This is a genomic window from Pseudomonas sp. CC120222-01a, from assembly GCF_003097235.1.
Taxonomy (GTDB): domain Bacteria; phylum Pseudomonadota; class Gammaproteobacteria; order Pseudomonadales; family Pseudomonadaceae; genus Aquipseudomonas.
Genome location: NZ_QEQQ01000006.1, coordinates 223156 through 243283, shown reverse-complemented (window position 1 = coordinate 243283; position 20128 = coordinate 223156). Strand labels below are relative to the sequence as shown.

Sequence of the window (20128 nt, the reverse complement as noted above, 5' to 3'; positions counted from 1 at the left end):
ACCACGGACTCATAGCTCAGCTGGATAGAGTACTCGGCTACGAACCGAGCGGTCGCAGGTTCGAATCCTGCTGAGTCCGCCATACAATCAAGAAGCCCGCTCAATTGAGCGGGCTTTTTGTTTTCTGTTTCACTGCTTTGTCAGTGATGCCTGACTAGACTGCACAGTAACCGGCCCGACAGACTTTTGCGCGGTGGATGTGTTTTTTATTGCGCGCCTGCCGTCGCACTGATGGCTTCGAGCGTTGTCCCAGCTTTATCTCGCAAACGATTGTTCTGGCCAAAATTTTAAGCGATCTGACAGCTTAGGCAGTGTATGATTGCGCCCGTCAGCCCCGCCGGGGCTTGTGGAAAACCACCATGGACTTACCCAGTAGTTACTCCTTAACAAGATTCATACAGCTAGATCTGACTGATTGATTCTCCCGGCGTGCTCCGCTGCTGGGAGTGGAGTTCGCCTATGACTGAAGTAGAAGTAAAGAAAGCTCAAGAGAGCCTGCAGGATCGCCTGGCCCAAGTGGTCGAATTGCTGCAGCGCCAACGTGTGGTGGAAGACCTGACCCACCGTCAGGAAGGTCAGCACAACGACCTGGTGGAAAACCTCGTCCACCGCCAGAACCTGGTCGACCTGCAGCGCAAGCTGGACGACCTGCACCCTGCCGACGTCGCCTACATCCTCGAAGCCTTGCCCCTGCAAGACCGTCTGACGGTCTGGCAGTTGGTGCGCTCGGATCGTGACGGCGACATCCTCCTCGAAGTTTCCGACTCTGTTCGTCAATCGCTGATCGCCGACATGGACGATCACGAGATCCTGGCTGCCGCCAAGGAAATGGACGCCGACGAACTGGCTGACCTGGCGCCAGAGCTTCCGCGTGACGTGGTTCACGAGCTGATGGAAAGCCTCGATGCCCAGCAGCGCGAGCGTGTGCGCTCGGCACTGAGCTACGACGAGGAGCAGGTGGGTGCGCTGATGGACTTCGAGATGGTCACCATCCGCGAAGACGTCAGCCTGGAAGTGGTACTGCGTTACCTGCGCCGCCTGAAAGAGCTGCCCAACCATACCGACAAACTCTTCGTGGTCGACTATGACGGCATTCTCAAGGGCGTGCTGCCGATCAAGCGCCTGCTGGTCAACGACCCAGAGAAGAAAGTGGCAGAGGTCATGGCAACTGACCCCGTGTCTTTCAAGCCTGAGGAAGATGCCTACGACGCGGCTCAGGCCTTCGAACGTTATGACCTGGTTTCGGCACCGGTGGTGGACAAGGGCGATCGCCTGATCGGCCGTCTGACCATTGACGAGATGGTTGACCTGATCCGTGAGGAGAGCGAAAGCGAAGTGCTCAACATGGCCGGTCTGCGCGAGGAGGAAGACATCTTCGCCTCGGTCTGGCGCTCGTTCCGCAACCGTTGGGCATGGCTGGCAATCAACCTTATTACTGCCTTCCTTGCTTCGCGCGTGATCGGCGTGTTTGAAGGCTCGATTGAAAAGCTGGTGGCGTTGGCTGCGCTGATGCCGATCGTTGCCGGTATTGGTGGCAACTCAGGTAACCAGACCATCACCATGATCGTCCGTGCCATGGCGCTGGACCAGGTATCACCGGGCAATACCAGCCGCCTGATGCGCAAGGAATTGGCGGTGTCGCTGATCAACGGCCTTGTGTGGGGCGGCGTGATTGGTGCAGTGGCGTTCTGGCTGTATGGCAGTTGGTCACTGGGCGTGGTGATGACCGCAGCGATGACCTTGAACCTGTTGTTGGCGGCGTTGATGGGTGTGCTGATTCCGATGACCCTGGCCCGTCTGGGGCGTGACCCGGCGATGGGTGCCAGCGTGATGATCACTGCCGTGACCGACAGTGGCGGCTTCTTCATCTTCCTGGGCCTGGCCACATTGTTCCTGCTGTAATGCGATCGGGGCGCCTGGTGCGCCCTTGGTCATTGTGCGGACACAACGAAAAAAGCCAGCTTACGCTGGCTTTTTCGTGTCTGCTTGCTGCCGGCCTCAGGAGGCGTCGGCGGCCATTTCCACATCGTGAGCGATGAGGGCCACCAGCGCATTTTGCTGGCGGTGCGACAGCTGGCGGAAACGTTGCAGGAGCTCACGCTCGTGCAGCGACAGCTCCGGGCTGTCCAGGCGCATGCTCAGCTCGTCGCCCAGCGCACCTTCCTGGATAAGGCTCTGCTCCAGGCGCGCGATGATTTCGGAGTTCATGCTGCGGTGATGGTTGCGCGCTACCTCGGCAATGCGCTCACGCATCCCGTCTGGCAGGCGGACGACGAACTTGTCAGCGGTGCGGCTCGAATAAATAGCCTGTTTCATTGGGCGCATATAAATTGACCGGATTTACTGGTTCAGGGGAAGCGGTTCTCAAATTGGCCGCACGGAGTGGAAGTACGACCGTGGCGACGACAAAATGTTCAACCGTCATGAAAATTTGGATGGTCATCTTGCCTCATGGTTGCCGATTCCTTGGCGTCAATTCTGTGACAAATAGTGAGCCGGATAAAGGCTTTTTGCCAGTACCAATTATCAGAAATGAGCACTGGTTTGAAAAGTTTTGCATTATCCGGCCCGACGCACCGTCAGCCTTTTGCCGTCAAAAACCTGTAAAACTCAGCAAAGGCCCCAGAAAACACCTAGAATGCGCGGGTTTCCTTCCTTAGAGCATAGTGGCTATGCAACATGACGCAAGCGCCCGAGATGGAGCCTCAGGCCGCCTGATATTCCTGGTAGGACCCTCCGGTTCGGGAAAAGATTCCCTGATCGATGCTTCTCGCGCGCAATTGTCTGCCGCAGGGGTGGAAGTTGCCCGTCGGATCATCACCCGTTCCGCCGAGGCCAAGGGTGAATCTGCCCACGGCGTCAGCGCCGAGCGGTTTGCGCAGCTGCGCGAGGAGGGCGCTTTCGCCATGCACTGGCGAGCCAATGGCCTGGAGTACGGGATTCCGGCCCAAGTGGATCAGTGGCTTGCGCAAGGGCACTCGGTGCTGGTCAATGGTTCGCGGGCATATCTGCCTGAGGCGCAGGCGCGCTACCCCGATCTTTTGGCGGTGTGCCTGGAAGTGCAGCCCGAAGTGCTGCGTGAGCGCTTGCTTGCCCGCGGGCGGGAAACCCCGGAGCAAGTCGACCAGCGCCTGGCGCGCAATGCCCGGCTGCAGCTTGAGGCTGTGCCGTCGGTGCACTACTTGGATAATTCAGGTGACTTGGCAACGGCGGTTGCGGCTTTGATTGATCTGCTGCGTCAGGAAAAGTTGATTGCCTGAGCGGCTCTCAGAAAATCCCCACGTGCAAAAAGCCCGATTCAGGCATGACAAACGGTGGCGCGCTGGTTAACATGCTCGCCGTCCCGCTATTGCTGCACTCAGCTCAGCAAGATCGCCGGCGGGTTTCAGTCCCTGTAGTTTAATGGATAGAACGGGGTCCTCCTAAGACTCTGGTGCAGGTTCGATTCCTGCCGGGGACGCCATCCACGCTAAATCCCTCCCTCTGCCCCTCGTTTCCTTTGCACAAGGCCGACGTGCGCTGCGCGCGCCCGAACCGGAGCTTGCTGTCATTTCATCGAGGGTCGAAGGATGCTTGCCGCCACCTGCTTCAAGGCCAGCCAGGCGCTGCCTGTTGCCAATCAATTGCTGCTCAACCCGCTGCGGTCAGCTGCCGCAAGGGGGAAGCCATGAGCGCCATACTGGAACTGCTGGCCCGGCCTCTGCTGCCTGGCCAACGCAGCCTGCCCTTGCTGGTCGAGGCGCCCCACGCCGGCCTGGACCTCAACGAGGCGCTGGAGCCGATCCGCGAGTTGGTCGATCGCCACTTGCTCGATGCCGGTGGCATCCTTTTTCGCGGCTTCGACGTGGGCGGCGCCGAGGCCTTCCGCAGCTTCGCCGGCGGCTTCGGCCACCCGCTGCTGAACTACGAGTTCGGCTCCACCCCGCGCAGCAACGTCACCCAGGGCGTGTACACCTCCACCGAGTATCCGCCGCACCAGAAAATCCCGCTGCACAACGAGCAGGCCTACACCCGTGAATGGCCGATGAAGATCTGGTTCTACAGCATGATCGCTGCCGAGAGCGGCGGGGAAACGCCAATTGCCGACAGCCGCGAGGTGTTCCGTCGGATCGACCCGCGCATTCACGAACGGTTCAACCGCCACGGGCTGATGTACGTGCGCAATTTCGGCAACGGCCTGGATGTGCCTTGGGAGCAAGTCTTCAACAGTGACGACCCGGCAGTGGTGGAAGCCTACTGCCAGCGCCATGCGATCACCTGCGAGTGGAAGGACGACGGCGAACTGCGTACCCGCCAGATCTGCCAGGCAGTGGCCCGCCACCCGCGTACCGGTGAGGATGTGTGGTTCAACCAGGCGCACCTGTTCCATGTGTCTAACCTGCCCCCTGAGGTGCGCGAGAGTCTGTTGGAAATCGTCGACGAGGAAGACCTGCCACGCAACGTCTATTACGGCGACGGTTCACCGATCGAAGACTCGATCCTCGACGAAGTGCGTGGTGTGCTGGATGAATGCACCATCGCCTTCCCCTGGCAGGAAGGCGATGTGCTGATGCTCGACAACATGCTCGCCGCCCACGCCCGCAGCACCTTCACCGGCAAGCGCAAGGTCATCGTGGCCATGGCCGAGGGGCACGGCGCGGGCTGAGCTGCGCAGCACTGCAGTGACCGCCGGCTCGTCTTCGGGCGCACCGGCGCGTTGCCGTAAACCGGCTTGTCGGGTTTTGTAAACAGTACCTAAATGCAAGCCGGAACCATTCGTTCAACAGGTATCGCGGAGCCCAGGGCGGCTCCCATCACCGGTTCGGACGACCTATGAGCACCCTCGATCAATCCCTGAAGCTGGCGCGCCGCTTCATTGAACTGCCGCTGGAAAAACGCCGTGTCTTCTTCGCCGCCCTGCGCGACGAGCAGGTCGATTTCACCAGCTACCCCATTCCCGACTGTAGCGGCATCGCTGGCCGCGACCAGCTGTCCTATGCCCAGCAGCGCATGTGGTTCCTCTGGCAGCTGGAGCCAGGCAGCGCTGCCTACAACCTGCCAGGGGCCGTGCGCCTGCTCGGCAGGCTGGACCACCAGGCGCTGGACCTGGCCTTTGCCGACCTGGTGCAGCGCCACGAGTGCCTGCGCACCACCTTCGAGGAAGTTGACGGGCAGGCGTTGCAGCGTGTCGGTGACGGTGCGCAGGTGCAGGTTCGCCACGTCGACCTGTCCGCCCTGGAGGTGGATCAGCGCCTGCAGCGGACCCGCGAAGAAGTCGCCCGCGAAGCCGGCCAGTCGTTCGACCTGCAACAGGGCCCGCTGCTGCGGGTGGCGCTGCTGCAACTGGCGGCGGATGAGCACGTGCTGCTGCTGACCATGCACCACATCATCGCCGATGGCTGGTCGATGAACATCCTCATCGAAGAGTTCATGCGCTGCCTGGACGCCCGCAGCGCCGGTGATCAGGCCCGGTTACCGGCACTGGCCGTGCACTACCGCGACTACGCCCTGTGGCAGCGCAGCTGGATGGAGGCCGGCGAGCAGGCCCGCCAGCTCGACTACTGGCGCGCCCAGCTGGGTGAGGAGCACGAGCCACTGGAATTGCCCACCGACCGCCCGCGCCCGGCCCAGCCGAGCCATGCCGGTGCGCGCCTGGAGTTCGCCATCGACGCCGAGCTGCGTAGCGGCCTGAAGGCGCTGGCCCAGCGTCAGGGCACGACCCTGTTCGTGGTGCTGCTGGCGGCCTTCAAGACCCTGTTGTACCGCTACAGCGGCCAGGGCGACATCCGCGTCGGCGGCCTGATTGCCAACCGCAACCGCGGAGAGGTCGAGGGGCTGATCGGCTTCTTCGTCAATACCCAGGTGCTGCGCAGCCAGCTGGATGGGCGCCAGACCTTCGAGCAGCTGCTGGCAGCACTGCGCCAGACTGCCCTCGGCGCCCAGGCCCACCAGGAACTGCCGTTCGATGCGCTGCTCGAGGCGCTGCAGCCCAACCGCAGCCAGAGCCACAACGCGCTGTTCCAGGTCATGTACAACCACCAGCCACTGGTCACCGACATCCAGGGCATGCGCCTGGGGTGCGGCCTGCAGCTGGCGCATCTGGACGCCGAGCAGAGCGTGGCCGGCGCCCGCAGCCATGCCGCTGCCAGTGACCTGATGCTGGAAACCCGCGAGGAAGGCGAACGCTTGCTGGCCGCCTTCACCTACGCCACCGATCTGTTCGACGCCGCCACCGTCGAGCGCATGGCCGGCCATTGGCGCAACCTGCTGCGCAGCGTGCAGGCTGACCCGCAACGTCGAATCGGCGAGCTGCCATTGCTCGATGTGGCTGAATCCCGCCAGCTGCAGGATTGGGCGCTGCGTGCGCCCGCCCCGCAGGCCTCGGCACTGGCCCATCAGCGTTTCCAGGCCCAGGCTGCACGCACGCCCGAGGCGGTCGCGCTGGTGCTGGCCGGCGAAGGGCAGGGCGCCAGCCTGAGTTACGCCGAGCTGGAGCGCCGCAGCAACCGCCTGGCCCAGCGCCTGGTGCAATCGGGTGTCGGCCCCGAGGTGCTGGTCGGTGTGGCGCTGGAGCGCTCGCTGGACATGGGGGTTGCCCTGCTGGCCGTGCTCAAGGCCGGCGGCGCTTATGTGCCGCTGGACCCACAAGCGCCCAGCGAACGCATCGCCCAGGTGTTCGCCGACAGCGGCCTGCGCCTGCTGCTGACCCAATCGAACCTGCTGAGCCAGCTGCCAGTGGCCGAGGGTATCGAGGTGCTGTGCCTGGACCAGGCGCAGGGCGAGCAACCTGATCATGCGCCGCAGGTAGCACTGGAGCCCGGCAACCTGGCCTACGTGATCTACACCTCCGGCTCCACCGGCCGGCCCAAAGGCGTCGCCATCAGCCATGGCGCGCTGGCCGAGTTCTGCGAACTGGCCACCGACTATTCGCGCCTGAGCGCGGATGATCGCGTGCTGCAGTTCGCCACCTGCAGCTTCGACGGCTTCGTCGAGCAGTTCTATCCACCGCTGTGCGTCGGTGCCCGCGTGGTGCTGCGCGACAGCCGCCTGTGGGACAGCGCCAGCTTCCTGCAGGCACTGGAGCAGCACGGCATCACCGTCGCCGACCTGCCGGCTGCCTACTGGCACATGCTGGTGCAGGACTACGCGCGCGACATGCCACAGGCGTTTGCCGCACTGCGCCAGGTGCATGTCGGCGGCGAAGCCATGGCGGTGGACGGCCTCGACCTGTGGCGCCGCGCTGGCCTGGCCGGTGTGCGCCTGCTCAACACCTATGGCCCGACCGAGGCCACGGTGGTGTCGAGCATCCACGACTGCACGGCGCTGGCATCGCAGGATGTGTCCTGGCGCGGTATCCCCATTGGCCAAGGCCTGGCGGGCAGGCGCCTGTGCATCCTCGACGGTGAGATGCAGCCTGTACCCGCCGGTGCCATTGGCGAGCTGTACATCGGTGGCCCCGGCCTGGCGCGTGGTTATCACGGCCAGCCTGCACTCAGCGCCGAACGCTTCCTGCCCGACCCCGAAGCCCCCGGCGAGCGCCTGTACCGCACCGGTGACCGCGCCCGCTTCGACGCCAGTGGCGCCATCGAATACATCGGCCGCGTCGACCATCAGGTGAAGGTGCGCGGCTTCCGTATCGAGCTTGGCGAAATCGAGATGCGCCTGCAGCAATGCCCTGGCGTGCGCGAAGCGGCTGTGCTGGCCCTGGACATGGCCGGCGGGCGGCAGCTGGTGGCCTATGTAGTCACCGAAGCCGACGGCGCCGGTGCCGAGGCGCAGCGCCAGGTGATCCGCGAGGGCCTGCGCGCGATGCTGCCGGACTACATGGTCCCTTCGCACCTGGTGCTGCTGGATCGCCTGCCACTGACCCCCAGCGGCAAGCTCGACCGCAAGGCCTTGCCCGCGCCCGACCCGAGCCAGTTGCAGGCCAGCTTCCGCGCGCCGGTCAGTGAGCAGGAACAACAGCTGGCGGCGATCTGGATGGAGGTGTTGCAGGTGCCCCGCGTCGGTCTCGACGACAGCTTCTTCGACCTGGGCGGGCACTCGCTGCTGGCGGCCCAGGTCATTGCCCGGATCAAGTCCGAACTGGGCGTCGCGCTACCCATGCGCAGCCTGTTCGAGCGCCCGCACCTGGCCGCTCTGGCTGAGGAGCTGCAAGCCCTGGGCGGCACCGCCGACGAGGACTGGGCCGACATGGAAGCGTTCATGAATTCACTGGAGGAGGTTTGAGCATGACCCGCAACACGACGCTGCGTATCGCTGAGAAGTTCATCGGGTTGCCGCTCGAACAACGCCGCCAGTTCCTCGCCAAACTGCGCCAGGATGGCAAGGACTTCGGCCTGCTGCCGATCCCGGTCAGCCGCCATGGCCTTGAGGCCATCCCGCTGTCCTACGCCCAGCAACGGTTGCTATTCCTCTGGCAACTCGACCCGCAGAGCGTCGCCTACAACATGGCCGCCGGGCTGCGCTTGCGCGGCGAGCTGGACCAAGGCCGTCTGCAAGGGGCCTTCGACGCCCTGATCGAGCGCCACGAAGCGCTGCGCACGGTGTTCCAGGTCGACGGCGAACAGCCGCTGCAACGGGTGCTCGCGGCCGAGCCCCTGGCCTTGCGGCATGTCGACCTTGGCACCGCCGACGAGGCCGAGTTGGCCCGCCAGGTGGAAGAAGAAGTCGCTCGTCCGTTCGACCTGCTCAATGGCCCGCTGCTGCGTGCCAGCCTGTTCCGCCTGGGCCAGGATGAGCACGTGCTGGTGGTGTGCATGCACCACATCGTCTCCGACGGTTGGTCGATGGACGTGATGGTCCGCGAGTTCGTCCAGTGCTACCAGGCAGGTGCCCACAGCCTGCCAGCGCTGCCGTTGCAGTACGGCGACTATGCCGTGTGGCAGCGCCGCTGGCTGGAAGCGGGCGAGGGTGAGCGGCAGTTGCAGCACTGGCGCGAGCAGTTGGGCGAAGAACACCAGCTGCTCGACGTGGCGGCCGATTTCCCGCGCCCGCCGGTGCAGAGCCTGCAAGGCGAGACCCTCAAGTTCGACTTCGGCGGGCCGCTGTCGCAGCGCCTGCGCGACACCGCCCGGGCCCAGGGCGTGACACTGTTCATGCTGATGCTGACCGGCTACGCACTGTTCCTCTCGCGCCATTCCGGCCAGCGCGACATCCGCATCGGCGTGCCCAACGCCAACCGCGGGCGCGAAGAGGTGGAAGGCCTGATCGGCTTCTTCGTCAACACCCAGGTGCTGCGCTGCGAGATCGACGAGCGCCTGTCGCTGAGTGAACTGCTGGTGCGGGTGCGCGAGGCGACCTTTGCCGCCCAGGCCAACCAGGAGCTGCCGTTCGAGCAGCTGGTGGAAGTGCTCGCGCCCGAGCGCAGCCTTGGTCACAACCCGCTGTTCCAGGCCAAGTTCAACCAGAACGTCGGCGTGCAGAAGCAGGCCGCGCTGCAACTGCCGGGGCTCGTCGTCAGCGAGTATCCGCTGCGCAAGGAAGGCACCCACTTCGACCTCGCCCTGGACATCACCGACGACGGCAGCCTGGTGCACGGCGAGATGACCTATGCCAGCTACCTCTACCAGCGTTCCACCATCGAAGGGTTCATCGCGACGCTGCGTGAGCTGTTCGACACAGTGCTGACTGCGCCAGATGCGCCGCTGCATACCCTGGTCGAGGCGCCTGCCGCAGAGCTTGCCAGCCACCGTGCACAGCCGGCCCTGGTCCTGCAGCGCTGGGACGAGCAAGTGCGCCGCCAGCCCAACGCAGTGGCTGCGGTCTGCGCCGCGCAGCGCCTGAGCCATGCCGAGCTGGATAACCAGGCCAACCGCCTGGCCCATCACCTGCGCGACCTGGGCGTTACCGCTGGTGCGCCGGTCGCGGTGCTGATGGAGCGCTCGCTGGACTGGCTGGTATGCCTGTTGGGCATCCTCAAGGCGGGTGGCGTGTACATGCCGCTGGACATCAAGGCGCCGGCCGAACGCCTGCAAGGCATGCTGCAGCGCAGCGGCGCGCAGGTGCTGCTGTGCGATGCGGCTGAGCCGCGCCAGCAGGTGTTGGCAGCGTCTGGTTGCCAGGTACAGCCCTATGCACCGGAGCAGTGGGCCTCGTTACCGGGCAATGCGCCACAAGCCGGGATTCTGGCAGGCGCACCGGCTTATGTGATCCACACCTCCGGCTCCACCGGCCAACCGAAGGGGGTGGTCGTGAGCCATGGCGCGCTGGCGAGTTATGTCGACGGCCTGCTGCAACGCCTGGACCTGGCTGCGGACGCGAGCATGGCGCTGGTCTCCACCATCGCCGCCGACCTTGGCCACACGGTACTGTTCGGTGCCCTGTGCTCCGGGCGCACCCTGCACGTGTTGCCAGAGGCGCTGGGCTTCGATCCGGATGCTTTCGCCGCCTACATGGCCGAACAGCGTATCGGCGTGCTGAAGATCGTTCCGAGCCACCTCAATGGCCTGCTGCAGGCCGCCAATGCCGCCGACGTACTGCCCGAGCATGCGCTGATCGTCGGCGGTGAGGCCTGCTCACTGGCGCTGTACCAGAAAGTGCGCGAGCTGAAGCCGGGCTGCCGCTTCATCAACCACTACGGCCCCAGCGAAACCACGGTCGGCGTGCTGACCCACGAACTTCAAGGTGAAATGCCCCAGGCGATGCCGTTGGGCGCGGCGCTGCCGGGTGCCAGCGTGCGGGTCCTGGACGATGTGCTCAACGTGCTGCCCGCGCGCGTCGCTGGCGAGTTGTACATTGGTGGCGACAGCCTGGCGCAAGGCTATCTGGGGCAGGCGGCACTGACCGCCGAACGTTTCGTGCCCGACCCGTTTGGTGCGCCGGGCACGCGCCTGTACCGCAGCGGTGACCGCGTGAAGCGCGACAACGCAGGCTTGCTGCACTTCCTCGGGCGTGCTGACGACCAGGTGAAGATCCGTGGCTATCGTGTCGAACCCGGGGAAGTCGGCCGCGTGCTGCGCGGCCTGGCAGGCGTGCACGACGCGGTGGTGCTGGCCGTGCCGCAAGGGGATGACGCGGCGCAGCTGCAACTGGTTGGCTGGTGCGTGCCGGGCAACTCCGAGCTGAGCGTGGAGGCCCTGCGCGAGCAACTGCAGGCGCTGCTGCCGGACTATCTGGTACCGGCCCACCTGCTGTTGCTGGAGCGCCTGCCGCTAACCGCCAACGGCAAGCTGGACCGCCGCGCCCTGCCGCAGCCGCAGGTGCAACTCAAGCGCCATGTCGCCGCCAGCACAGTGGTGGAGGAGCAGTTGCTGGCCATCTGGCAGGCGGTGCTCAAGCGTGAGGACATCGGCGTCGAGGACAACTTCTTCGAGCTTGGCGGTGACTCCATCCTCAGCCTGCAGATCATCGCCCGGGCCAAGCGCCAGGGCATCAAGCTGAGCCCGCGCCAGCTGTTCGAGAAGCAGACCATCGCCCAGCTGGCCCAGGTCGCCAAGGTGGCCCCCGTGGCGGCCAAGCCTGCTGAGGTTGCACAGGTCAGCGGTGGCATGCCGCTGCTGCCGGTGCAGGCGCGCTTCTTCGAGCTGGCCCTGAGCCAGCCTGGGCACTACAACCAAGCGGTCATGCTGCAGCCACGTCAGGCGCTGACGGCGAACATCGTCGAACAGGCCCTGGCGCTATTGGTCAACCAACACGATGCACTGCGCCTGGCTTTCAACAATGTGGAAGGCAGCTGGCATGCCGAGCACCGTGTGGGCGTACCAGGCGGAATGCTCTGGCATCGTCAGGCGGCCGATGCCGCACAACTGCAGGCCATCGCCGAAGAGGCGCAGGGCAGTCTCGATCTCGCGCAAGGGCCGCTGCTGCGCGCCGTGCTGTGCGACCTTGTCGACGGTGGGCAGCGCCTGCTGCTGGTGATTCATCACCTGGTGGTCGACGGTGTGTCCTGGCGGGTGCTGCTGGAAGACCTGGAGCAGGCCTGCGTCGCCCTGTTGGCCGGGCGCACACCCGCGCTGGCGGAGAAGGGCACGGCATTCAAGGCCTGGGCCGAGCGCCTGGTGGGCTGGGCCCAGGCGCCTGCCCGTGATGCAGAACTGGCCTACTGGCAAGCGACCCTCGCGGGGCAGACCGGCGACCTGCCGACGGCACGCCGCGACGCCGGTCTGCAGGTGCGTCACGCCCGCACCGTGCGCTGCCAGCTGGATGCCGACACTACGCAAAGCCTGCTGCAGCAGGCGCCAGCGGCCTACCGCACGCAGGTCAACGACCTGCTGCTGACTGCCCTGGCGCGAGTGCTGTGCCGTTGGACCGGGCAGGGTAGTGCGCTGGTCCAGCTGGAAGGCCACGGCCGTGAAGACCTGTTCGACGGCGTGGATCTGAGCCGTACCGTGGGTTGGTTCACCAGCCTGTTCCCGGTGGCACTGACCCCGACTGACGACCTGGCCGGTTCGCTCAAGGCCATCAAGGAACAGTTGCGTGGCGTGCCTGGGCGCGGCATCGGCCATGGTGCGCTGCGTTACCTCGGTAGCCCGGCGCAGCAGGCGGCGTTGCAAGCGCTGCCGCAAGCGCGGGTGACCTTCAACTACCTCGGCCAGTTCGACCAGGGCTTCGGCGAAGACCGGCTGTTCGCACCTGCCCTGGAAAGCGTTGGCGCCACCCAGGCGGCCGATGCGCCACTGGGCAACTGGCTGAGCGTCAACGGCCAGGTGTTGGGTGGCGAACTCGAATTGGGCTTTACCTTCAGCGAAGCGATGTTTGATGAGCCGGCAATCGCCGGCCTGGCCGACGACTACGCCCGTGAACTGGCCACGCTGGTCGCCCACTGCCTCGACAGCCAGGCCGGCGGCGCCACCCCGGCTGACTTCCCGCTGGCCGGCCTGACCCAGGCGCAGCTGGATACGTTGCCGGTCGACCTGCGCCAGGTCGAGAACATCTACCCGCTGGCACCGATGCAGGAAGGCATGCTGTTCCACAGCCTGTATGACGGCCAGCCCAGCAGCTACGTCAACCGCCTGCGCCTGGACCTCGACGAGCTCGACCCTGATCGATTCATCCAGGCCTGGCAGCAGGCGCTGGACCAGCATGAGTCGCTGCGCGCCGGGTTTGCCTGGGAGCAGGGCCTGGAAGCGCCACGCCAAGTGGTACTGCGCCACGTCCAGCTGCCGGTCGAACGCTTCGACTGGGCAGGCGAGGCCGACATCGACGCACGCCTCGAAGCACTGGCGCAGGCTGAGCAGGCGCGCGCCTTCGACCTCGGCCAGGCGCCGTTGCTGCGCCTGGTGCTGGTGCGCGCCGGGCCGCAGCGCCATCACCTGATCTACACCAGCCACCACATTCTCATGGACGGCTGGAGCAATTCGCTGCTGTTCGCAGCTGTGATGCAGGCCTACTCGGGGCAGCCTGCCGCGCTGGCGCAGGCCACCCGCAGTGATTACCTCGGCTGGTTGCAGCAGCAAGATCGCGCCGCTGCCGATGCGTTCTGGAAGGCCCAACTGCTCGACCTGGACGGCCCGACACTGCTCGGCGGTACACGCGATGCCAATGAAGCCGGGCAGGGCGCCGTAGTGCTGGAGCTGGGCGAGGCCTTGAGCCAGGCCCTGAAGCACTTTGCCCAGGCCCAGCAAGTCACCCTCAACAGCGTACTGCAGGCCGCCTGGGCACTGCTGTTGCAGCGCCGCACCGGCCAGCGTCGGCCCTGCTTCGGCGCCACCGTGTCCGGGCGCCCGGCGGAGTTGCCGGGGATCGAGCAGCAACTGGGCCTGTTCATCAACACCCTGCCGGTGGCCGCCGAGCCGCAAGGGCAGATGCCGGTCGCCGACTGGGTGCGTGAAGTGCAGGCGCTCAACCTGCGTCTGCGCGAGTACGAGTACCTGCCGCTTTACGCTATCCAGGCAGCGGCCGGGCGCCATGGCGAGGCGTTGTTCGACAGCCTGTTGGTGTTCGAGAACTACCCACTGGCCCAGAGTCTGTCGGACAGCAGTGCCGGGCTGCGTCTGTCTGGCCTGGACTATCAGGAATACAGCGGCTACCCGCTGACCCTGATTGCCGAAGCGCGTGATCAGATGCAGCTGACCTTCGCCTACCAGCGCCAGGTCTTCGGCGATGCGCAGGTGCAGCAAATAGCGGCCGAGCTGCGCCATCTGCTGCAAGGCTTCGCCAGTGCGCCGCACGCCTTGCTGGGCAGCTTCGGGCTGGTCGACGCAGAGGCTCATTCGCGAATCGTGAAGGGTTGGAATGCCACGGCACGGGACTACCCGGGCACGCCTTATGTGCACCAGCTGTTCGAACAGCAAGCCGCCCGCCAGCCGCAAGCGCCAGCACTGACCTTCGCCGAACGCACTTTGAGCTACGCCGAACTCAATGCCGAGGCCAACCGCCTGGCTCAGTATCTGCGCGGCCACGGTGTCGGCCCGGACGTGCTGGTCGGCATCGCCGCTGAGCGCTCGGTGGAAATGGTCGTCGGCCTGCTGGCAATCCTCAAGGCCGGTGGCGCCTATGTGCCGCTTGACCCTGAGTACCCGCAGGACCGTCTGGCCTACATGTTTGAAGACAGCGGCATCACCTTGCTGCTGACCCAGTCGCACCTGCGTGACGGCCTGCCGATCCCGGCTGGGCTGGAGGTGCTCGATCTGGACCGGGCTGAAACCTGGAGCGCTCAGGCCGCACACAATCCGGACGTGCTGCTGCACCCGGAAAACCTCGCCTACGTCATCTACACCTCCGGCTCCACCGGCAAGCCGAAGGGCGCGGGCAACCGACATATCGCCTTGCACAATCGCCTGGCCTGGATGCAGGAGGCTTATCAGCTCAATGCCGATGACAGCGTGCTGCAGAAGACTCCGTTCAGCTTTGACGTCTCGGTGTGGGAGTTCTTCTGGCCCTTGATGGAAGGCGCACGCCTGGTCATGGCGCTGCCGGGTGACCACCGCGACCCGGCACGCCTGGCCGAGCTGATCACTCGCGAGCGGATCAGCACGTTGCACTTCGTGCCATCGATGCTGCAGGCCTTCGTCGGCGACGAAAACGCCGCCCGCTGCACCTCGTTGCAGCGGATCATCTGCTCCGGCGAAGCACTGCCGGTGGAGCTGCAACGCCAGACCCTGGCGCTGCTGCCGCAGAGCGGCCTGTACAACCTGTACGGTCCGACCGAAGCGGCCATCGACGTCACCCACTGGACCTGCGTCGAGGAAGGCAAGGACGCGGTGCCGATCGGCCGGCCAATCGCCAACCTGCAAACCTACGTGCTGGACGGCGAACTGAACCCGGTCAGCCCCGGCGTGACCGGCGAGCTGTACCTGGGCGGCATCGGCCTGGCCCGGGGTTATCACCGTCGCCCATCGCTGACTGCCGAGCGCTTCGTCACCAGCCCGTTTGGCGCGGGCCAGCGGCTGTACCGCACCGGTGACCTGGCACGTCAGCGCGAGGACGGCGTAATCGAGTACGCCGGGCGCATCGACCACCAGGTGAAAATCCGCGGCCTGCGCATCGAACTGGGCGAGATCGAAGCCCGCCTGCAGGAACAGGACGCCGTGCGTGAGGCGGTGGTCGTGGCGGCCGAGGGGCAACTGGTGGCGTACCTGGTAGCCGAGCAGGCCGACAGCCTGGCGGCCATCAAGGCCCATCTGGCGACCGTGCTGCCGGACTACATGGTGCCAAGCCAGTGGGTGCTGCTCGAACGTATGCCGCTGTCGCCCAACGGCAAGCTCGATCGCAAAGCGCTGCCGAAGCCTGAGCTGGGCCAGTCGCAACGCGAATACCTGGCGCCGCAAAGCGAACTGGAGCAACGCCTGGCAGCCCTCTGGCAAGAGGTGCTGCAGGTCGAGCGGGTTGGCCTCAACGACAACTTCTTCGAACTGGGCGGGCATTCGCTGCTGCTGGTACGCCTGGTCTCGCGGATCAAGACCGAGTTCGCCATCGAGCTTGCGATGCAGGACGCCTACCTGGCCGACAATCTCGGCGCCTTGGCCAGCCTGGTGGCAGGCCACGCCAGCCCGGCGCAACACGACTACGACGCGATCTTCGACGCCCTCGACGAACTGGAGGCACTGGATGTTTAAGCAAGGGACCCAACAGGGCAATGAGCTGGTCCAGCGGATCAGCGGGCTGGCTCACGACAAGCGCGTGGCCCTGTTCAAGCGCCTGCTGGAAAAAGGCATCGACCCAGGCCGGCTGCCCATCGTGGCGCTGGCCGAAGGCGACGTGCCACGCCTGTCCCATGCCCAGCAGCGCCAGTGGTTCCTCTGGCAGCTCGACCCACAGAGTGCCGCCTACAACATGCCGGCCGCGCTGCGCCTCAAAGGCACACTGGACCTTGCTGCACTGCAGAAGAGCTTCGATGCCCTGGTGGCACGGCACCCGCCGCTGCGCACCACCTTTGAGGCAAGCGCAGGTGAGCCACTGCAACGTATTCACGCTGCAGGCCCGCTGGCGATCGAGCGCGTGGCCTTGCCGGGGGCCGATGACCAGGCCATTGCCGAGGCGGTGAGCCGTGAAGTGGTCCGGCCCTTCGACCTGCAGCGTGGCCCGTTGCTGCGGGTGCTGCTGCTGGAAATCGGCGCGGCGGACCGGGTGCTGGTCATGACCCAGCACCACATCGTCTCCGATGGCTGGTCGATGCAGGTCATGATCGCCGAGCTGATCCAGCTCTATCAGGCCGCCTGCGAGGGGCGTGAGGCCAAGCTCCCGGCGTTGGCCATCCAGTACGCCGACTTCGCCGCCTGGCAGCGCCAGCTGCTCGAGGCGGGCGAAGGGCCGCGGCAGCTGGCTTATTGGACCAAGCAGCTAAGCAATGCCCCTGCGGTACTGGAACTGCCCACCGACCGGCCACGCCCGGCCGTGCCCAGCCATCGTGGCCAGGCCGTGACCGGCACGCTGGACGAGCCGTTGTGCCAACGCCTGGTCGCCCTGGCACAGGCGCACGGCTGCACGTTGTCGATGGTGCTGCTGGCGTCTTTCCAGCTGCTGCTGCGCCGCTACAGCGGCCAGAGCGATGTGTGCGTGGGCATGCCGTCGGCGGGGCGCAACCGGCCGGAGGTGGAGCCACTGACGGGCTTCTTCGTCAACACCCTGGTGTTGCGCGGTCGGCTTGAAGATGGCCTGAGCACCGCGCAGCTGCTGCAGCACACACGCACCACCCTGCTTGCCGCCCAGGCCAACCAGGACCTGCCATTCGAAGCGCTGGTCGATAGCCTGGTGGCGCACCGCGACCTTAGCCACAACCCGCTGTTCCAGGTGATGTTCAACCACCAGGTGATGGGCGATGGCCTGGGCGCCTCGGCGCTTGCCGGCCTGTCGTTGAGCCTGCTGCCAGCGCCGACTTCACAGGCCAAGTTCGACCTGGCGCTGGACACCCAGGAGCATGGCGGCCACCTGAGTGCCAGCCTGAGTTACGCCACCGACCTGTTCGATGCCGCTACCGCCCAGAAGATGTTCGCGCACTGGCAGAACCTCCTGCGGCGCATGAGCGCCGAGCCAGCCAAGCCGATCGCCGAGTTGTGCATGCTCAGCGAAGATGAGCGCCTTTGGCAGCTTGTAGATTTGAACCCCGGCCTCGGCCAGCCGGCCGAAATGCGCACCGTGCATGGCCTGATTCAGCAACAGGCCAGGCTGCGCCCGACTGCCCCGGCCCTGGTCGTGGCGGGTAGGCAGCTCGATTACCAGCAACTCAACCAGTGGGCCAACCGACTGGCGGCACGCCTGCACGAGGCGGGCGTAGGCCCGGAAGTGCGCGTGGGGATCGCGCTGGAGCGCTCGGTCGAAATGCTGGTCGCGTTGCTGGCCGTGCTCAAGGCTGGCGGCGCCTACGTGCCACTGGACCCGACCCACCCGCGTGAGCGGCTGAGCTACATGATCGAGGACAGCGGCGTTGCCCTGGTACTGGCCCAGCCGCATCTGCTGACCGTGCTACCGCTACCGGCCAGCGTCGAGGTGTTACCGGTCAGCGCGGATGGCGCCGAGCTGCAAGGCTACCCGGCACACGATGCCGATTACCCGGTGGCGGCGGATAACCTGGCTTATCTGATCTACACCTCCGGCTCCACTGGCCGGCCGAAGGGCGTAGCGGTCACCCACGGCCCGCTGGCCATGCACTGCCTGGCGATTGCCGAGCGCTACGGCATGACCCCCGAGGACCGCGAACTGCAGTTCGCCTCCATCAATTTCGACGGCGCCCACGAACGCTGGCTGGTGCCGCTGGTTTCCGGTTCGATGCTGATGCTGCGCGACAACGATGCCTGGGATGTCGAGCGCAGCGCGCGCGAGATTGCCGAGCACGGCATCACCATCACCTGCTTCACCCCAAGCTACTTGCAACAGCTGGCTGAGCATCTGGGCGAGGCGGGGGCAGACCTGCCCATCCGCTCCTACACCGTGGGTGGCGAAGGCACCAGCCGCGCCACCTTCGAGCAGATCCAGCAGGTGCTGCGCACGCCGCGCATCATCAATGGCTATGGCCCGACCGAAACGGTGATCACGCCGTTGCTGTGGGCGGTCCACCTGGGCAGCGGTTTCGAGGCGCAGTACATGCCGGTGGGCACACCGGTCGGCGCGCGTTCAGCCTATGTGTTGGGCAGCGACCTGCAGCTGTTGCCTGCAGGCGTGCCCGGCGAACTGTATATCGGCGGTGAAGGGCTGGCGCGCGGTTATCACCAGCGCCCAGGCCTGACTGCCGAGCGTTTCGTCGCCGACCCGTTCGGCCCGCCGGGTGGCCGCCTTTATCGCACCGGTGACCTGGTGCGCCTGCGCCATGATGGGGTGGTCGAGTACCTTGGCCGGGTCGATCACCAGGTCAAGGTGCGCGGTTTCCGCATCGAACTGGGCGAGGTGGAATCGTGCCTGATGGGCATGGATGAAGTGCGCGAGGCGGTGGTCGCCGTGGCGGGCGAAGGGCGCGGTTCGCGTCTGGTGGCCTATCTGGTGCTGGCGCCGGGGTTGCAGTGGGATGCCACGTTGCGCGGCCAGGTACTTGCCCGGCTGCGCCAGGCCCTGCCGGAGTACATGGTGCCTGCGCACCTGCTGGTGCTGCCGGCCATGCCACTGAACCCCAACGGCAAGCTCGACCGTCATGCCTTGCCAGCCCCAGTGCTGGACCGTTCCGAACACTATCGTGCGCCGGTCACGCCGCTTGAGGTGAGCCTGGCGAAGCTCTGGGGTGAGCTGCTGGAAGTAGAGGAAGTCGGGCTCGATGACAGCTTCTTCGAACTGGGCGGCAACTCGCTGCTGGCCATGGAACTGGTGCGCCGGGTGCGGGTGGCCGCGCTGGACGGGTTCACCATGACCCTTCGCGATCTGATGACCACACCGCGTATCGGCGAGTTGGTCGGGCGCCTGCAAAGCACTGCCAGCCAGACCCCGATGCTGTTGCTCAATACGCCGGCGCCAGGCGCCACACCGCTGTTCTGCCTGCACGGCGTGCATGGCGCGGTGTTCGATTACCTGCCACTGGCCAGGCGGCTGCAGCCGCAGTGGGCGGTGCACGGCATCCAGTGCCGGATGCTGTTCAATGCCGCCTGGGTCGACGCGGATGTCGAATCCATGGCCGCCGACTACTGCGATTACATCCGCGCCGTGCAGCCGCAGGGGCCGTACTGCCTGCTCGGCTGGTCACTTGGCGGCGCCTTGGCGTTGCAGGTGGCGCGGGAGTTGGAAGCGCAGGGGCAGGTGGTGGCCTTCGTCGGGCTGCTGGACAGTTACCTGCCGCAGGCCGATCAACAGCAGCAATGGGATGAACGCTTGCTGGGCCTGCTGCTGGCGCTGGGCGCTGATGAAGGCGCCAGCCGAGCGCTGTCCAGCGGATGGAAGGGGCCTGAACAGGATGAGCGACTGCTGTTCGGTGAGCCAATGGCGACCGTGCTGAGCAACCTGTCGGCGCCGGTGCTGGCCGACCTCGCCATTGCCGAGCGGGTGGCCTTCGTGCGTACCACGCTGCAGCTGGATCGGGTGGCGATGGCCATGAAGGGTTTGCCAGTCACTCGGGTGAAGCCGACCTGCTGGTGGGCGGCAGGGCGCGAAGCGGCGGTGCAGGCGGGCCTCGATGGTCACTATGGCACGGCACTGCGGCACTTGAGCAGCGACCGTGGCCATTTCGACCTGCTGCAGGATGCGCAGCTGATCGAGGCGGTGGCCGGGCAACTGCAGGGTATCGGCGTCGAGCGCCAGGAGGCGGCGTTCGAGGTTTGACCCTCACCGCCTGCACGAAAAAAAGCCCCCT

General features: G+C 65.7%; 8 protein-coding genes and 2 tRNA genes. 8 read left to right on the top strand and 2 right to left on the bottom strand.

Annotated elements, in window-relative coordinates; translation table 11 throughout:
- The first annotated feature begins 5 nt into the window (after nucleotides 1-5).
- Both N430_RS11010 and mgtE read left to right on the top strand, forming a co-directional pair.
- Nucleotides 6-82 (top strand) — tRNA-Arg (locus tag N430_RS11010).
- 377 nt (nucleotides 83-459) lie between these two features.
- Nucleotides 460-1902, top strand: a complete 1443-nt coding sequence (gene mgtE / locus N430_RS11005; protein WP_110636326.1) for a magnesium transporter — start codon at nucleotides 460-462, stop codon at nucleotides 1900-1902.
- 96 nt (nucleotides 1903-1998) lie between these two features.
- Here the strand turns inward: mgtE and N430_RS11000 are convergent, their stop codons facing one another.
- Both N430_RS11000 and N430_RS29440 read right to left on the bottom strand, forming a co-directional pair.
- Nucleotides 1999-2325 (bottom strand): Arc family DNA-binding protein, encoded by a 327-nt coding sequence (locus tag N430_RS11000; RefSeq protein WP_003254499.1) that lies wholly within the window; start codon nucleotides 2323-2325, stop codon nucleotides 1999-2001.
- The gene (locus tag N430_RS29440) at nucleotides 2282-2443 is read right to left on the bottom strand and encodes a hypothetical protein (RefSeq protein WP_165837348.1); all 162 of its coding nucleotides are present in this window, start codon (nucleotides 2441-2443) and stop codon (nucleotides 2282-2284) included. The genes N430_RS11000 and N430_RS29440 overlap by 44 nt, the downstream gene beginning before the upstream one ends.
- A gap of 229 nt (nucleotides 2444-2672) precedes the next feature.
- Between N430_RS29440 and phnN the strand changes: the two genes are divergently transcribed.
- The 6 genes from phnN to N430_RS10965 all read left to right on the top strand — a co-directional run bounded on the left by phnN (nucleotide 2673) and on the right by N430_RS10965 (nucleotide 20097).
- Complete coding sequence (gene phnN / locus N430_RS10990) at nucleotides 2673-3260, top strand: phosphonate metabolism protein/1,5-bisphosphokinase (PRPP-forming) PhnN (RefSeq protein ID WP_110636332.1); 588 nt, start codon at nucleotides 2673-2675, stop codon at nucleotides 3258-3260.
- Nucleotides 3261-3388: 128 nt separating this feature from the next.
- Nucleotides 3389-3463 (top strand) — tRNA-Arg (locus N430_RS10985).
- Nucleotides 3464-3667: 204 nt separating this feature from the next.
- Nucleotides 3668-4645, top strand: a complete 978-nt coding sequence (locus tag N430_RS10980; RefSeq protein WP_110636334.1) for a TauD/TfdA family dioxygenase — start codon at nucleotides 3668-3670, stop codon at nucleotides 4643-4645.
- Between the two features lie 167 nt (nucleotides 4646-4812).
- Nucleotides 4813-8208, top strand: coding sequence for a non-ribosomal peptide synthetase (locus tag N430_RS10975; RefSeq protein ID WP_110636337.1), 3396 nt, complete (start codon nucleotides 4813-4815; stop codon nucleotides 8206-8208).
- Nucleotides 8209-8210: 2 nt separating this feature from the next.
- Nucleotides 8211-15977: a non-ribosomal peptide synthetase gene (locus N430_RS10970; protein ID WP_110636340.1), complete on the top strand. Its 7767-nt coding sequence runs from the start codon at nucleotides 8211-8213 to the stop codon at nucleotides 15975-15977.
- Nucleotides 15970-20097: a non-ribosomal peptide synthetase gene (locus tag N430_RS10965; protein WP_110636343.1), complete on the top strand. Its 4128-nt coding sequence runs from the start codon at nucleotides 15970-15972 to the stop codon at nucleotides 20095-20097. The genes N430_RS10970 and N430_RS10965 overlap by 8 nt, the downstream gene beginning before the upstream one ends.
- The last annotated feature ends 31 nt before the right edge of the window (nucleotides 20098-20128 follow it).

Bases quoted from the DNA above. Each gene is read 5' to 3' on its own strand.
- mgtE (WP_110636326.1), top strand. From the start codon at position 460: ATGACTGAAGTAGAAGTAAAGAAAGCTCAAGAGAGCCTGCAGGATCGC.
- N430_RS11000 (WP_003254499.1), bottom strand. From the start codon at position 2,325: ATGCGCCCAATGAAACAGGCTATTTATTCGAGCCGCACCGCTGACAAG.
- N430_RS29440 (WP_165837348.1), bottom strand. From the start codon at position 2,443: ATGACCATCCAAATTTTCATGACGGTTGAACATTTTGTCGTCGCCACG.
- phnN (WP_110636332.1), top strand. From the start codon at position 2,673: ATGCAACATGACGCAAGCGCCCGAGATGGAGCCTCAGGCCGCCTGATA.
- N430_RS10980 (WP_110636334.1), top strand. From the start codon at position 3,668: ATGAGCGCCATACTGGAACTGCTGGCCCGGCCTCTGCTGCCTGGCCAA.
- N430_RS10975 (WP_110636337.1), top strand. From the start codon at position 4,813: ATGAGCACCCTCGATCAATCCCTGAAGCTGGCGCGCCGCTTCATTGAA.
- N430_RS10970 (WP_110636340.1), top strand. From the start codon at position 8,211: ATGACCCGCAACACGACGCTGCGTATCGCTGAGAAGTTCATCGGGTTG.
- N430_RS10965 (WP_110636343.1), top strand. From the start codon at position 15,970: ATGTTTAAGCAAGGGACCCAACAGGGCAATGAGCTGGTCCAGCGGATC.